This window comes from Bradyrhizobium sp. (genome assembly GCF_016462955.1).
In the GTDB taxonomy this organism is placed as follows: domain Bacteria; phylum Pseudomonadota; class Alphaproteobacteria; order Rhizobiales; family Xanthobacteraceae; genus Bradyrhizobium.
In genome coordinates this window covers 4422-18071 of sequence record NZ_JAEMSD010000034.1, presented here as the reverse complement: position 1 = coordinate 18071, position 13650 = coordinate 4422, and the positions used below count along the sequence as shown (strand labels likewise).

The window sequence follows — 13650 nt, the reverse complement described above, 5'->3', positions numbered from 1 at the left end:
ACGTTGTAGTTCGGCATCGCGCGCTCCGAGGCGCCGAAGGTCAGCGTGATCATGCTGCCGCCCTCGGTCATCAGCTCGGCGGCGCGCTTTGCGACCTCCGTGAAGGAGAAGCAGGATATCACCATGGTGCGCGAAAAATTCTCGCGGCTGGTGTCAGCGTAGCGGCCCTTTAGCTCGTTCTTGTCGGCAAAGCCGATGGCGTGGATCACGAAGTCGAGCTTGCCCCACTTGTCGCGCAAGACCGAGAAGGTGGCATCGACACTGGCGATGTCCTCGACGTCGCAGGGCAGCACCAGATCGACACCGAGCTGCTCGGCCAGCGGCTTGACGCGTTTGCCGAGCGCCTCGCCCTGGAAGGTGAAGGCGAGCTCGGCGCCGTGGGCATGCAGCGTCCGCGCCATGCCCCAGGCGATGGAATGATCATTGGCGATGCCCATGATCAGACCGCGCTTGCCCTTCATCAAACCGTCCATCTTGCGATTACTCCGCTGCCGTCATGCCCGGGCTTGTCCCGGGCATCCACGTTCTTTCGCAACCTGGAGCAAAGACGTGGATGGCCGGGACGAGCCCGGCCATGACGAAAAAACTATGAGTGCGTACCCAAAGGCTCACGCATCCAGCCGGCTGAACACCAGCGTGGCGTTGGTGCCGCCGAAGCCGAAGGAGTTCGACAGCACGGTGCCGATCTTGACGTTGTCGATGCGTTTGCGGACAATCGGCATGTCGGCGAAAACAGGATCGAGCTCCTGGATGTGCGCGCTCTCGCAGATGAAGCCGTTGTTCATCATCAGCAGCGAATAGATTGCTTCCTGCACGCCGGTGGCGCCCAGCGAATGGCCGGTCAGGGCCTTGGTCGCCGAGATCGGCGGGCACTTCTCGCCGACGCCGAATACTTTTCGGATCGCCTCGATCTCCGGCGGGTCGCCGGCCGGCGTCGAGGTGGCGTGGGGATTGATGTAGTCCACCTTGGTCTTCACGGTCGACATCGCCATGCGCATGCAGCGCTCGGCACCCTCGCCTGACGGCGCCACCATGTCGTGTCCGTCCGAGGTCGCGCCGTAGCCGACGATCTCGCCGTAGATGCGCGCGCCGCGCGCCTTGGCATGCTCGAGCTCTTCCAGCACCAGCACGCCGGCACCGCCCGCGATGACGAAGCCGTCGCGGTTGACGTCGTAGGGACGCGAGGCCGTGGCCGGCGTATCGTTGTACTTCGACGACATCGCGCCCATGGCGTCGAACAGCACCGACAGCGACCAGTCCAGCTCCTCGCAGCCGCCGGCGAAGATGATGTCCTGCTTGCCGATCTGGATGGTCTCATAGGCGTTACCGACGCAATGGTTCGACGTCGCGCAGGCCGAGGAGATCGAATAGTTCACGCCCTTGATCTTGAACCAGGTCGCGAGCGTCGCCGACGCCGTGGAGGACATCGCCTTCGGCACCGCGAACGGGCCGACGCGCTTGGGTCCCTTGGAGCGGGTGATGTCGGCTGCTTCGACGATGGTGCGTGCCGAAGGGCCGCCCGACCCCATGATGATGCCGGTGCGGATATTGGAAACGTCCTCAGGGCTCAGGCCGGAGTCCTGGATCGCCTGCTCCATCGCGATGTGATTCCACGCCGCACCCTGGCCGAGGAAACGCATGGCGCGGCGGTCGACTACCGTCGAAGGATCCAGCGTGGGTTCACCTTGCACCTGCGAACGGAAGCCGAGCTCGGCGTATTTTTCCGCCCGCGAAATGCCCGATTTCGCCTCGTGAAGGCTCGCAAGCACTTCCTGGGTGTTGTTTCCGATGGACGAGACGATGCCCATCCCGGTGACCACAACCCGCCTCATGACAGCCTCGCCCTAAATCGTTGTCTTTCTTGGTGATGCGCCTCAGCCCAGGCTCGTGCCCTGCTTGAACAGGCCGACCTTCAGATCCTTGGCGCGATAGATAATCTGGTCATCGACCGAAAGCCACCCGTCGGCGATGCCGAGCACCAGCTTTGACCGCATCACGCGCTTCATGTCGACGTTGTACACAACCTTGCGGGCCTCGGGCAGCACCTGGCCGCTGAACTTCAGCTCGTTCAGGCCGAGTGCCCGGCCGCGGCCTTCGCCCCCGATCCAGCCGAGGTAGAAGCCGACCATTTGCCACAGCGCATCGAGGCCGAGGCAGCCGGGCATGACCGGATCGTTCTTGAAGTGGCAACCGAAGAACCAGAGATCAGACTTCACGTCGAGCTCGGCACGCACCAGACCCTTGCCGAACTCGCCGCCATTGTCGTTGATATCGGTGATCCGGTCGAACATCAGCATCGGCGGCAGCGGCAGCTGGGCGTTGCCCGGGCCGAACATCTCGCCGCGGGCACAGGCCAGCAGATCTTCATAGTCGTAACCGTTGCGCCTGTTCAGCATGCACGAGCCTCTGTTCTATCCCGCTTGAGGGGGTTCTTGCCGAAAAATGGGCCCGTCTCCCCCGGAGACTCGCGCGAACCCCGGATGGGCTGCGCACCAAGCCCCCACGCCCGGCTGCGCCAAAATCGGCTAGCGAAACCGCGCGCTCTCTAACACAGGCTATTTCGGTGGCAAAGCGCTCTCATGAAGGTAAAATGACGGCCTGATCGCCCGGTTCCAAGCCTGATTAGAACCTCTCTAGTTGCGAGAAACTTGCATCTGCATCTTTCTGTTCTTATATTGCAGAGAGATATTGTTCACGCGTGCCCGAAATCTGGAAATGAACGAAAATAGCGCGTCCCACATCGACGACGAAGCCCACGCTGCGGCCCTCCTGTCCGGCCGCCAGCCGGCCCTGACCGGCTGTCCCTGGCACGACGTCAACGAAATGCTCCAGTCCGCGGGGCTGCGCCCGACGCGGCAGCGCATGGCGCTGGGCTGGCTCCTGTTCGGCAAGGGCGCACGCCACCTCACGGCTGAAATGCTGTACGAGGAAGCGACGCTCGCCAAGGTTCCGGTGTCGCTGGCCACGGTCTACAACACGCTGAACCAGCTCACCGATGCCGGCCTGCTCCGCCAGGTCAGCGTCGACGGCACCAAGACCTATTTCGATACCAACGTCACGACACACCATCACTACTATCTCGAGAACAGCCACGAGCTGGTGGACATCGAGGATCCGCATTTGGCGCTGTCCAAGATGCCGGAGGTGCCGGACGGCTACGAGATCTCCCGCATCGACATGGTCGTGCGCCTGCGCAAGAAGCGCTGAGGTCGTCTTAAGATCGAATCGAGATCATCATGGCCGGGCTTGTCCCGGCCATCCACGTTTTGGGCTCGGCACGAAAGTCCGTGGATGCCCGGGACAAGCCCGGGCATGACGCGGCGAGCGCGCCCTCCGCCTATCGGCGTCAATTCACCTGCTCGTCGGCGTAGACGCCCCACAGGCGCTCCTGCTGGATCCAGCCGTCGAAGCCATTGCCCGTGACACGGCACCAGCTTGCGGTGCATTTCTTGACCTGGGTCACGACGCCGGCCTGGAGCTTTGCCGCAACCGCACTGCCTGGATCGGGGCTATCATAGATCGGGGCGAGATCGTCCTTGTGCTTCATGGTGACGACCGCCGTGCGACGGCCCGACAGCAGCGAGTGGTAGACCCAGCCCTCGGCGCCTTCGGAATCGCGCACGCGGCGCCAGTTCTCGAACTCGGCGGTGATCTCTACGGGCAGGCCGGCGCGGGTGTAGACCCAGGCGACGTCATTGTCCTTGGTCGGGCCGGCCCGGACGTTCACATGATCCGATTTGAGGCTGACATAGCGCGGCACCGGCAAGCCGCTGGCGCTTTGCGCGGTATTATCCTTCGCCGCATGCGAGGGGTCGACCGAGGCGCTCAGCCAGCTGCAAGCGAGCGCCATCACCGCACAAAAACGCCCCAACGCCATCAACCCGTCTCCTTCGAAGACCCGGCCAAACCGGGTCCTCACCCCAAATTCCAATTCCCTGCCGCGCCTGTCCCTTCGCCCCGTCCCGCGCGGGTTCCAAGCCCTGAGCCGTGGTTCTTGTCTTGGCCCGGCCTTCTGATAGAGAGGACGGGCACTTGAGCAACCGGTTTGCCCCGATTTTCCGGCCGGAAATGTCGGGTGAGCTTGGAGGAAACGCCGGGGACGGACACGGCAAGGGCAGTGTCGAACAACCGGGTTAATGAGGCCTCAACGACCAGCCTCTGGCGACAGAGGCGGCTTGCCATGCCTCATGAGAGCAGGACATGTCGGTGAAGAAGAAGCCCCTCGTCGTGGTGACGCGCAAGCTGCCGGATTCGATCGAGACGCGGATGCGCGAATTGTTCGATGCGCGGATCAATCTCGAGGATACGCCGATGTCGCCCGAGCAGATTGCGGAAGCGGCGCGCACCGCCGACGTGCTGGTTCCGACCGTGACCGACCACATCAGCGCCGATGTCGTCAACCAGCCCGACTGCAAGCTCCGCCTGATCGCCAATTTCGGCAATGGCGTCGACAATATCGACGTCGCAGCCGCCCATGCCCGCGGCATCACCGTCACCAACACGCCGAAAGTCCTGACCGAAGACACCGCCGACATGACCATGGCGCTGATCCTCGCGGTGCCCAGACGGATGATCGAAGGCGCCTCGATCCTGACCGAGGGCAAGCCCTGGGCAGGCTGGTCGCCGACCTGGATGCTCGGCCACCGCATCGGGGGCAAACGCCTCGGCATCATCGGCATGGGCCGCATCGGCCAGGCGGTGGCGCGCCGCGCCCGTGCCTTCGGCCTGCAGATCCACTATCACAACCGCCGTCCCGTCGCCCCTGTCATCGCCGAGGAGCTGGGCGCAACCTATTGGGAAAGCCTCGACCAGATGCTGGCGCGGATGGACATCATCTCGGTGAACTGTCCGCACACGCCGGCGACCTATCACCTGCTCTCGGCGCGGCGGCTGAAGCTGATCCGCAAGGACGCCTACATCGTCAACACCGCGCGGGGCGAGGTCACCGACGAGGACACGCTGATCAAGCTGATCGAAGGCGGCGAGATCGCCGGCGCCGGCCTCGACGTCTACGAGCACGAGCCCGCGGTCAACCCGAAGCTGGTGCGGCTCGCCAAGGCCGGCAAGGTCACGCTGCTGCCGCATATGGGCTCGGCCACGATCGAAGGCCGCGTCGAGATGGGCGAGAAGGTGATCATCAACATCCGCACCTTCCTCGACGCCCACAAGCCGCCGGATCGCGTGCTGCCGAGCATGCTGTGAGGTTTACTTCCCGCGCCCTTCGCGCTTGCGCCAATCCGCGACGAAATCGATGAACGCGCGCAGCGCCGGCGGCGTCTGGCGCCGGCTTGGATAGTACAGGAACGGGCCTGGAAACGGCTCGCACCAATCCTCCATCAGGCTGACCAGAGCGCCGGACTTCACGGCATCGCCGACATAGCCGTCGAGCGTAGCCCAGATGCCCACGCCGTCGAGCGCGGCGCGCATCGCAAGGTTCATATTGGTGGAGATCAGCTTCGCCGGCGGATCGACCTTCACAACCTGCCCGGCTCTCTCGAATTCCAGATCGTGCATGACGCCGCTCGAATAACGTGCGCGGATGCAATCATGGTCGAGCAGGTCCTTCGGATGCGTCGGCCTGCCGCGCCGCGCAATGTAACCGGGCGAAGCAACCACGACATAGCGCTGCGGGCCGCTCAGCGGAATCGCCACCATGTCCTGCGCCAGATGCTCGCCATAACGCACGCCGGCATCGTATCCCCCGCTCACGATATCGACGAACCCGCTTTCGCTCACGACGTCGAGATCGACATGCGGATGTTGGGTCAGGAACGGCCCTGCCAGCGGCGCCAGCACGAGATCGACCGCGGGCGGCGGCGCATTGATGCGCAGGCGGCCCGAGGCGACCTCACGCAGGCCGCGCACCTGCTCCAAGGCATCGCCGACATCGCGCAATGCCGGGGCGACGCGCGAGAGCAACAGCTCGCCCGCCTCGGTCAGCGCGACGCTGCGGGTCGTGCGGTTCATCAGGCGGACGCCGAGCCGCTCCTCCAGGTCCCGCAGCCGCTGGCTAAGGCTCGATACGGACGAGCGAATTTCGACCGCTGCCCGACGGAAATTCCGGGTGCGGGCAACCGCCACGAAGACATCAAGATCGCGCAAATCCGGTTCGGCCATTGTTCGCTAATGTGAACAAGGCATTCTGGATTGTCCAGCTTATCGGCGCAATCGCTCCGGCTCATATCTGGCCTCGTCACGCGGCGCAGCCGCCTTTTCGAGGAATAAAGATCATGGAACAGCGCAAACTGGGTTCAACCGGGCCGACCGTTTCGGCATTCGGCCTCGGCTGCATGGGCATGTCGGAGGTCTACGGCCCCGCCGACCGCGGCGAGGCCATCGCCACGGTGCATGCGGCGCTCGACGGCGGCATCACCCTGCTCGACACCGGCGATTTCTACGCCATGGGGCACAACGAGATGCTGTTGCGGGAAGCGCTGAACGACATGCCGCGCGACAAGGTGCAGCTCAGCGTGAAGTACGGCGCGCTGCGCGGCCCCGCCGGTGAATTCGCCGGAATCGACACGAGGCCCGCCGCGACAAAGAACTTCCTCGCCTATTCGCTGCAGCGCCTCGGCACCGACTATGTCGACATCTACCGTCCCGCGCGACTCGATCCCAACGTGCCGATCGAGGAGACGATCGGCGGCCTCGCCGATCTCGTGAAGGCCGGCTATGTCAGGCATATCGGCCTGTCCGAGGTCGGCTCCGACACCATCCGCCGCGCCCATGCGGTGCATCCGATTGCTGATCTTCAGATCGAATATTCGCTGATCGAGCGCGGCATCGAACGCGATATCCTGAAGACCTGCCGCGAGCTCGGCATTGGCATCACCGCGTACGGGGTGCTGGCGCGCGGCCTGATCAGCGGCCACTGGTCGAAGGACTCAGGCAAGGCCGGCCGTGACTACCGGCTGATGACACCGCGTTTCCAGGGCGCGAACCTCGACACCAATCTCGCGCTGGTGGAGCAGCTGCGCGCAATCGCGAACGAGATCGACGCAACGCCGGCACAGGTTGCGATCGCCTGGGTCGCTGCACAGGACAACGCGATCGTGCCGCTGGTTGGCGCCCGCACCCGCAACCGCCTCAGCGAAGCGCTCGGCGCAACGAAGGTGACGCTGACACCGGTGCATCTCGCTGCGCTGGCCAAGGCATTTCCGCCCAATGTCGCGGCCGGCACGCGTTACGCAGCCGAGCAGATGGCGCATCTCGACAGCGAAAAGCCGGCGACGGCGTAACCGCGGCAATCAACTGCGATGGGCGCTGAGATCGGCAACCACAGGCCCGTCGCCGTTGAGTGGATTGGCGGGATCGCGGGCGTAACGCAACGTCTCGAAGCGCATCGCGCGCGCATCGATCATCAGGAGGCGGCCGACGAGGCCGTCGCCGAAGCCGACGATCTCGCGGATCGCCTCCAGCGCCATCATCGAACCGAGCACGCCGGCCAGCGCGCCCATGACGCCGGCCTCGGCACAGGCCGGCACGGTGCCGGGCGGCGGCGCTTCCGGAAACAGGCAGCGATAGGTCGGATTGAACTCGCCCTGCTCGTTGGTCTCGTGCGCGCGGATGGTGGTGAGCGAGCCGTCGAAGGTGCCGAGCGCCGCGGTAATCAGCGGCCTCTTGGCGAAGAAGCAAGCGTCGGAGACGAGATAGCGCGTCGAGAAATTGTCGGAGCCGTCGAGCACGAGGTCGTAATCGCCGATCAGGCCGAGCGCATTGTCGGCGTTGAGCCAGGTGGCATGGCCGACGAAGCGGACATGCGGATTGAGCGCGGCGATCCGCTCGGCCGCGCTCTCAACCTTGTGCCGGCCGATGTCGGGCGTGGTGTGGATCACCTGGCGCTGCAGGTTGGACAGCGACACCACGTCGTCGTCGACCACGCCGAGCGTGCCGACGCCGGCTGCGGCCAGGTACATCAGCGCCGGTGCGCCTAGCCCGCCGGCGCCGATCACCAGCACGGAGGCCCGCTTCAGCGCGGCCTGACCGGGACCGCCGACATCGCGAAGGACGATGTGGCGGGCATAGCGTTCGAGTTCGTCCGGGCTCAGCATCGTCCTACATTCCTCTCACTCCTCATGGTGAGGAGCGCGGAACGCGCGTCTCGAACCATGAAGGCCCCGATCTCGCCCGTGGCCATCCTTCGAGACGCGGCCTTGAGGCCGCTCCTCAGGATGAGGATTTGAGTTCGCGGCTCTGTCAAACCTGAACCACCGCAACATTGTTCGCGACCAACGAGATGTGCTTCAATGACACTGCGTTCAATGGGCTGGCTGGATTTGTCATGAGATCGATGCTTGCGGCAACACTGATGTTTGCGGCCGCTACAGGCGCGAACGCCCAGATGACGACATCGCAAGTCCCCGGCGCCAGGCCGAAGACGGTCCAGACCGTCCCCATTCAGCCTCCCGCGATGCAGACGCCGTCGGCGACGGCCGATGCCATGGCAAAGGCGGAGCGGCTGGCGCTGCAATCCGACCTCGCCTGGGTCGGTCAGTACAACGGCGCCATTACCGGCGACGTCAGCGAGCGCATGGTCAACGCCATCAAGGAGTACCAGAAGGCCAAGGGCGGCAAGCCGACCGGCGTGCTCAATCCGCAGGAGCGCGCCGCGCTCGCCGAAACGGCGCGAAAGAAGCAGGAGAGCGTCGGCTGGAAGATCGTGACGGAGCCGACCAGCGGCGCCCGGCTCGGCATTCCCGGCAAGCTGCTGCCGCAGCAAGCAAGCGACGCCAACGGTTCGAAATGGACCTCGCCGACCGGCACGGTGCAGGTGGTTCTCAGCCGCCGCAAGGAGGCGAACCCGACCTCGGCAAAACTCGCAGAGCTCGAGAAAGAGCCGTCCGGACGCAAGGTCGATTACACCGTGGTGAAGCCCGACTTCTTCGTGCTGTCGGGATTGCAGGGCCTGAAGAAATTCTACGTCCGCGGCACCTTCAAGGGCGACGAGGTCCGCACCATGACGATTCTCTACGATCAGGCGACCGAGAACATCGTCGAGCCGGTGGTGATCGCGATGTCGAGCGCGTTCAACGCGTTCCCGTCAGGGCCGATGGCCGGGCCGCCGCCACGCAAGACGGTCGAATACGGCACCGGCATCGTCGTCAGCGACGACGGTGCGATCGTCACTGATCGCCTCGTCACCGATGGCTGCCTTGCGATCACGATCGCAGGCCATGGCAGTGCCGACAGGCTCGCGGAAGACAAGCAGCGCGATCTCGCGCTGCTGCACATCTACGGCGCACGCGGTCTGCAGCCGCTGAGCCTCGCCAGGGGTACAGCGAAGACGAACGTGGACGTCATCGGCATCGCCGATCCGCAAAGCCAGGGCGGCGCCGCCGGCGTGTCGAGCATCAAGGCGACGCTGGCACCAGGCGCCTCGGGCGATTCCGCACTGTCTCCGCCGCCGCCGGTCGGCTTCTCCGGCAGTCCCGCCGTTGACGCCGACGGCAAGTTCGCCGGCCTTGTACTGCTGAAGGCGGCAATGGTGGCGGGTCCTGCGACCTCGGTCCCGGCCTCTCAGGCCGTTATGGTGTCGGCAGATGCGGTGCGCGATTTCCTGAAATCCAAGCAGGTGACGGCGAACGGCACATCGACCGACGCCAAAGCCGGCGTCGTGCGCGTGATCTGCGTGCGGAAGTAGCATGTTGCGCCGTCTTATCTCTTCTTCCGCGGCGGCAGCGACCGCGCTGCTGAGCTTTTCGGCTTGGGCCCAATCGCCGGCACTGCCGACGCCGAAGGTAGAGGAGGTGATGGTGAAGGTGGCGCTGCTGACGCTCAACGACGCCAACCTCACCGGCAACTACGATGTCCTCCATGCGAAGATGGCGAGACCGTTTCGCGAGCGATTTTCAGCCGCCACGCTGAAGCAGGCATTTGCGACCTTTGCCGGACATCATATCGACGCCGTTGCCGGGATGCCGATCGTGTCGACGGAAGGGCCCAGGATCGGCGACAACGGCGCGCTGTTGTTGCGCGGCCATTTCGATACGACGCCATCACGGCTGAGCTACGCGCTGGATTACGCCATGTCTGAGGGCGAATGGAAGCTGATCACGATCGACGTCAAGGTCCGATCGCTGCAGACCAATGCGAGCGCCACCGACCTGGTTGCGCGCGCCGCCGCGGATCTCGCGGGCAGCGGCGTACAGAAATGAGAGCCGTCAGGCGAGCCTGAACCTGATCCCGCTTTTCGCAAGGCCCCCCGAAATGCCGATGGGCGTACCATCGGCGCGCCAGCAGGCGGCACCGGTCATCGTGCCGTCGTCGTCGAAGGCGATCCCGTTCATGCCGCCGGCGACGGTCGGAACGGACTGCACCTCGTGGCCAAGCGCCGCGAGCCTCGAACGCACGCTCTCTGGCACCGTCTGCTCGACCTCGAGCGCATTGCCCTCGGTCCAGACCCTCGGCGCCTCGACGGCCTCCTGCAGGCTCATGCCGTGGTCGATCAAATTCACCAGGGCCTGCATCGCGCTCGGGAAGATGCGCTTGCCTCCGGGCAAGCCGAGCGCATAGCGCAGCTTGCCCCCATTCAGCGCCATCATCGGCGACATCGAGGTGGTGACACGCTTGCCCGGCGCCAGCGACAGCGCGTGGCCCGGACGCGGATCGAATAAATTCATGTAGTTGTTGGCAATGGCTCCCAAGCCCGGGACCATGATCTTGGCGCCGAACAGACTGTTGATGGTCTGCGTGGTCGCAATCACGTTCCCGAAGCTATCCGCCGCCGTCATGTGCGTGGTATGCGCGCCTTCGAGCTGCGACACGCCGGCACCCCAAATCTGCGCCCGCGCCGGATCGATAGCGCGGCGGCGTTCCTCGGCATAGGCCTTCGAGGTCAGCTTCTCCACGGGCACGCCGACATAATCAGGATCGCCGCTTGCGGCCGCTCGGTCGGCAAAGGCGATCTTCAGGACCTCGGAAAGGTAATGAATCGTTTCAGATGTGCCGAAGCCGAGGCCGCCGATGTCGTAGCCTTCCAGGATGTTCAGCATCTGCGCGATATGGACGCCGGAGGCGGCCGGTGGCGGCGGGCCCAAAATGGTCCAGCCGCGATAATCGGCGCGGATCGGTTGTCGCTCGACGGTCTTGTAGCCGGCGAGATCGTTGCGACGGATGAAGCCGCCGGTCTTCTCCATGTAGTCGACGAGGATGTCGCCGAGCGGCCCCTCGTATAGCGCGGTCTCGCCGTGCTCGGCGATATGGCGCAAGGTCTCGGCATATTCGGCCTGCACCACGCGCTCGCCGACCTTGAGCGGCTCACCGCCCGGCAAGTAGATCGCCGAAATCGGCTTGTCCTTACGCATCTCGACAGCGCTCTCGCTGATGCATTCGCGCAGATAGGGCGTCGCCGCGTAGCCGCGCGCGGCGTGCTTGATGGCGGGTTGCAGGACGTCGGCGAGGCTCATGGTGCCGAACCGGCGCAACGTCTCACACCAGGCCTTCAGCGAGCCCGGCGTGGCAACCGCCTTCGGTCCGTTGAGATTCTCGTCGTCGACAGTGTCGAACACGTCGTGCGCCGAGCCGGGCTTGGAGGTGTAGGTGGTGTCACGAACGGCCGAGGGTACGGTACTCTGGCCGTCGATGATGCGATGGCTGCCGTCGGCCAACCGAATGTGTGCCATGCCGCCGCCGATGATGCCGACCATCATCGGCTCGACCACCGTCAGCGTAAACAAGGTGGCGATCGCGGCATCGATGGCGTTGCCGCCGGCGGCCAGCATCTCGGCGCCGGCGCTGGAGGCCAGGGGATGGTTGCTGACCACCATGCCGCGGCTCGAGACCGCCGGCATCTTCTGGCATTCAAAAGTGGTCGCCGTCCGGTCGCGCCAGTTTCCGCCCATGCCGCTTGCCCTTCTTGTTCACGCGGCAACCACATCATACGCAGGATTACGGGTCCAGTATTGGTACGGATTAGCTGACATTCCCAATTCTGCCACCATTGCTCTGGTTGATTCGGACATCCGCGGTCCCTGTGGATCGGGCAAGGCACGTCCTGAGCGAGAAGAGCTCAGCATCGAGAAGCGATGCACGTTCGCGTGGCGTTACCCAAGACCCCCAGGCACTCCAAAGGATTGATCCTCAATGCACACGATCGTACTGGCCACCCAAAAGGGCGGCAGCGGCAAGAGCACGCTCGCCATCGGCCTCGCGCTGGCGGCCAAGCAGGCCGGCTTCACCGTTCGCCTGATCGAGACTGACCCGCAGGGCACCCTCTCCAGCTGGCAGCGCCGCCGAAACAATGACGACGTGGTCGTCGAGCCGATCTACCATGCCGCCGACATCGAGCCGCGCCTGAAGATGCTGGCCGACAGCGGCCTGCAGCTCGCGATCGTCGACACCGCGGCCGGCCTGTCCGCCGCCACAACCGCCGCGATCCGCCATTGCGATCTCTGCCTGATCCCGGCCCGCCCGAGCGTTGCCGACATCGAGGCGACCGTGTCCACGCTCAGCGTCGCGCGCGCCTGGAAGCGGCCCTACGGCTTCGTACTGAACCAGACGCCGATTCGCGGCCAGCGCATCGACAACGCCGCGGGCGCGCTCGCCGAGGAGGCCGCGCTCGATCTCACCGGGGTGCTCGCGCGCCCCTTGATCGTGATGCGCAACGACCATCAGGACTCACTCGCGAACGGTCTTGCGGTGAGCGAATTCGCGCCGAACGGCAAGTCGGCGGATGAAATCCGCGGCCTCTGGCGCTGGATCGAGACTCGGCTCGAGCTCGAAGCCACGACCAATGTGCTCATCGACCAGGTCATCTCGGCCGCGAACGGCGTGCTGCATATCGCCGCCGAACACGCGGCGGACGAGACCACGACTCTGGCGTCCTGAGCAGGGCATCGCTCGGACGTGCAGGCGGGCTCTTCGCCATCCGGTGAACGAGCCCAAGCGACGAAGCAGTCCGGCCACCAGCCCGGCCGGATTGCTTCGCCTCGCGTTTGAGGAAGGCGGATGCTGCACTAAAATCTCGAAAACAACCCCATGCACAGTAGAACCGCTCGGCGCTCATGCAGCGAGGTGAGGCCGCGCAAGCATTTGAGTCGTCGGCCGAAACGGCCGTTCGGCGAAAAATGCCCTCGACCGCGCCCAATCCCGCTCTAGCTGACCACAGGTGTCGCGGGCCGGTCCCTTAGCCAGGCCTCGCGCCGCACGATCCATTTCTCGGATTTCGTCTGCCCGCCGTGATGGGCAAGCTCGATGAAGCCGACGAACTCCGCGCCGGTCTTCTGCTTGACCCGGCGTGAGGCATCGTTGGTGGCCGCGTTGCAGACGTAGAAGTGATCGAGGCCGAGCGTGAGGAAGGCAAAATCGTTCACCACGCCGATGGCTTCCGTCATTAATCCGCGCCGCCAATAGGGCTCGGCGAGCCAGAAGCCGCGATTGCCTTTCAAACCCTGCGCGCGGGGCCGCAGGTGAATGTTTCCGATCGCCTCGCCGTCGCCACCCTTCAGCACCAACACCCAGAGATGGATCTCGTCGCCAGCCATGATCTTGTCGAGCTGCATCCTGACGAAAGTCTCCGCGCCATCGGCGGGATACGGCCAGGGCACGACGGTGGAGAGGTGCCGGATGATGTTCCAATTGTCGAAGTGTCGCTGGATCGCCGGCACGTCGGATAGCGCGAGCGGACGCAGGATCAACCGTTCGGTTTCAAGC

14 protein-coding genes are annotated in these 13650 nt (G+C 64.8%); 6 read left to right on the top strand and 8 right to left on the bottom strand.

What is annotated here, in order from left to right; all coding sequences use genetic code 11:
• The 3 genes from JHD07_RS06265 to fabA form a co-directional block, all read right to left on the bottom strand.
• Nucleotides 1–473, bottom strand: a 473-nt coding sequence (locus JHD07_RS06265) for an SDR family oxidoreductase (RefSeq protein ID WP_291620126.1), incomplete at its 3' end; no start/stop codon positions are given.
• 135 nt (nucleotides 474–608) lie between these two features.
• A complete protein-coding gene (fabB, locus tag JHD07_RS06260) occupies nucleotides 609–1832 on the bottom strand; it encodes a beta-ketoacyl-ACP synthase I (protein ID WP_291620124.1) in 1224 nt (407 codons plus the stop codon).
• 42 nt (nucleotides 1833–1874) lie between these two features.
• Nucleotides 1875–2396, bottom strand: a complete 522-nt coding sequence (fabA, locus tag JHD07_RS06255; protein WP_291620122.1) for a bifunctional 3-hydroxydecanoyl-ACP dehydratase/trans-2-decenoyl-ACP isomerase — start codon at nucleotides 2394–2396, stop codon at nucleotides 1875–1877.
• A gap of 319 nt (nucleotides 2397–2715) precedes the next feature.
• Here fabA and irrA point away from each other — a divergent pair, with 319 nt between their 5' ends.
• The gene (gene irrA, locus JHD07_RS06250) at nucleotides 2716–3207 is read left to right on the top strand and encodes an iron response transcriptional regulator IrrA (RefSeq protein ID WP_291620120.1); all 492 of its coding nucleotides are present in this window, start codon (nucleotides 2716–2718) and stop codon (nucleotides 3205–3207) included.
• Nucleotides 3208–3346: 139 nt separating this feature from the next.
• Here the strand turns inward: irrA and JHD07_RS06245 are convergent, their stop codons facing one another.
• Nucleotides 3347–3877, bottom strand: coding sequence for an SH3 domain-containing protein (locus tag JHD07_RS06245; protein WP_291620118.1), 531 nt, complete (start codon nucleotides 3875–3877; stop codon nucleotides 3347–3349).
• A gap of 323 nt (nucleotides 3878–4200) precedes the next feature.
• On the opposite strand from JHD07_RS06245, the gene JHD07_RS06240 reads away from it, so the two are divergent.
• A complete protein-coding gene (locus JHD07_RS06240; RefSeq protein ID WP_061023436.1) occupies nucleotides 4201–5202 on the top strand; it encodes a D-glycerate dehydrogenase in 1002 nt (333 codons plus the stop codon).
• Nucleotides 5203–5205: 3 nt separating this feature from the next.
• On the opposite strand, the gene JHD07_RS06235 is transcribed toward JHD07_RS06240, so the two are convergent.
• Nucleotides 5206–6117 carry a LysR family transcriptional regulator gene (locus JHD07_RS06235; protein ID WP_291620115.1) on the bottom strand — a complete coding sequence of 304 codons (912 nt, stop codon included), beginning with the start codon at nucleotides 6115–6117 and terminating at the stop codon, nucleotides 5206–5208.
• Between the two features lie 113 nt (nucleotides 6118–6230).
• Here JHD07_RS06235 and JHD07_RS06230 point away from each other — a divergent pair, with 113 nt between their 5' ends.
• Entirely contained in the window at nucleotides 6231–7238 is a 1008-nt protein-coding gene (locus JHD07_RS06230; RefSeq protein WP_291620113.1) for an aldo/keto reductase, read from the top strand.
• Between the two features lie 9 nt (nucleotides 7239–7247).
• Here the strand turns inward: JHD07_RS06230 and moeB are convergent, their stop codons facing one another.
• Entirely contained in the window at nucleotides 7248–8051 is an 804-nt protein-coding gene (gene moeB, locus JHD07_RS06225) for a molybdopterin-synthase adenylyltransferase MoeB (protein WP_291620111.1), read from the bottom strand.
• 230 nt (nucleotides 8052–8281) lie between these two features.
• Between moeB and JHD07_RS06220 the strand changes: the two genes are divergently transcribed.
• Complete coding sequence (locus JHD07_RS06220) at nucleotides 8282–9640, top strand: serine protease (protein ID WP_291620109.1); 1359 nt, start codon at nucleotides 8282–8284, stop codon at nucleotides 9638–9640.
• Nucleotide 9641: 1 nt separating this feature from the next.
• Nucleotides 9642–10154 carry a hypothetical protein gene (locus JHD07_RS06215; protein WP_291620106.1) on the top strand — a complete coding sequence of 171 codons (513 nt, stop codon included), beginning with the start codon at nucleotides 9642–9644 and terminating at the stop codon, nucleotides 10152–10154.
• 6 nt (nucleotides 10155–10160) lie between these two features.
• Here the strand turns inward: JHD07_RS06215 and ggt are convergent, their stop codons facing one another.
• Nucleotides 10161–11840: a gamma-glutamyltransferase gene (gene ggt, locus JHD07_RS06210; protein WP_291620104.1), complete on the bottom strand. Its 1680-nt coding sequence runs from the start codon at nucleotides 11838–11840 to the stop codon at nucleotides 10161–10163.
• A gap of 241 nt (nucleotides 11841–12081) precedes the next feature.
• On the opposite strand from ggt, the gene JHD07_RS06205 reads away from it, so the two are divergent.
• A complete protein-coding gene (locus JHD07_RS06205; protein WP_291620102.1) occupies nucleotides 12082–12825 on the top strand; it encodes a ParA family protein in 744 nt (247 codons plus the stop codon).
• A gap of 266 nt (nucleotides 12826–13091) precedes the next feature.
• On the opposite strand, the gene JHD07_RS06200 is transcribed toward JHD07_RS06205, so the two are convergent.
• A complete protein-coding gene (locus tag JHD07_RS06200; RefSeq protein ID WP_366863973.1) occupies nucleotides 13092–13634 on the bottom strand; it encodes a GNAT family N-acetyltransferase in 543 nt (180 codons plus the stop codon).
• Nucleotides 13635–13650 lie beyond the last annotated feature (16 nt).

Excerpts from the sequence above, each read along its gene's own strand:
- fabB (WP_291620124.1), bottom strand. The coding sequence starts at position 1,832 with ATGAGGCGGGTTGTGGTCACCGGGATGGGCATCGTCTCGTCCATCGGA.
- fabA (WP_291620122.1), bottom strand. The coding sequence starts at position 2,396 with ATGCTGAACAGGCGCAACGGTTACGACTATGAAGATCTGCTGGCCTGT.
- irrA (WP_291620120.1), top strand. The coding sequence starts at position 2,716 with ATGAACGAAAATAGCGCGTCCCACATCGACGACGAAGCCCACGCTGCG.
- JHD07_RS06245 (WP_291620118.1), bottom strand. The coding sequence starts at position 3,877 with ATGGCGTTGGGGCGTTTTTGTGCGGTGATGGCGCTCGCTTGCAGCTGG.
- JHD07_RS06240 (WP_061023436.1), top strand. The coding sequence starts at position 4,201 with ATGTCGGTGAAGAAGAAGCCCCTCGTCGTGGTGACGCGCAAGCTGCCG.
- JHD07_RS06235 (WP_291620115.1), bottom strand. The coding sequence starts at position 6,117 with ATGGCCGAACCGGATTTGCGCGATCTTGATGTCTTCGTGGCGGTTGCC.
- JHD07_RS06230 (WP_291620113.1), top strand. The coding sequence starts at position 6,231 with ATGGAACAGCGCAAACTGGGTTCAACCGGGCCGACCGTTTCGGCATTC.
- moeB (WP_291620111.1), bottom strand. The coding sequence starts at position 8,051 with ATGCTGAGCCCGGACGAACTCGAACGCTATGCCCGCCACATCGTCCTT.
- JHD07_RS06220 (WP_291620109.1), top strand. The coding sequence starts at position 8,282 with ATGAGATCGATGCTTGCGGCAACACTGATGTTTGCGGCCGCTACAGGC.
- JHD07_RS06215 (WP_291620106.1), top strand. The coding sequence starts at position 9,642 with ATGTTGCGCCGTCTTATCTCTTCTTCCGCGGCGGCAGCGACCGCGCTG.
- ggt (WP_291620104.1), bottom strand. The coding sequence starts at position 11,840 with ATGGGCGGAAACTGGCGCGACCGGACGGCGACCACTTTTGAATGCCAG.
- JHD07_RS06205 (WP_291620102.1), top strand. The coding sequence starts at position 12,082 with ATGCACACGATCGTACTGGCCACCCAAAAGGGCGGCAGCGGCAAGAGC.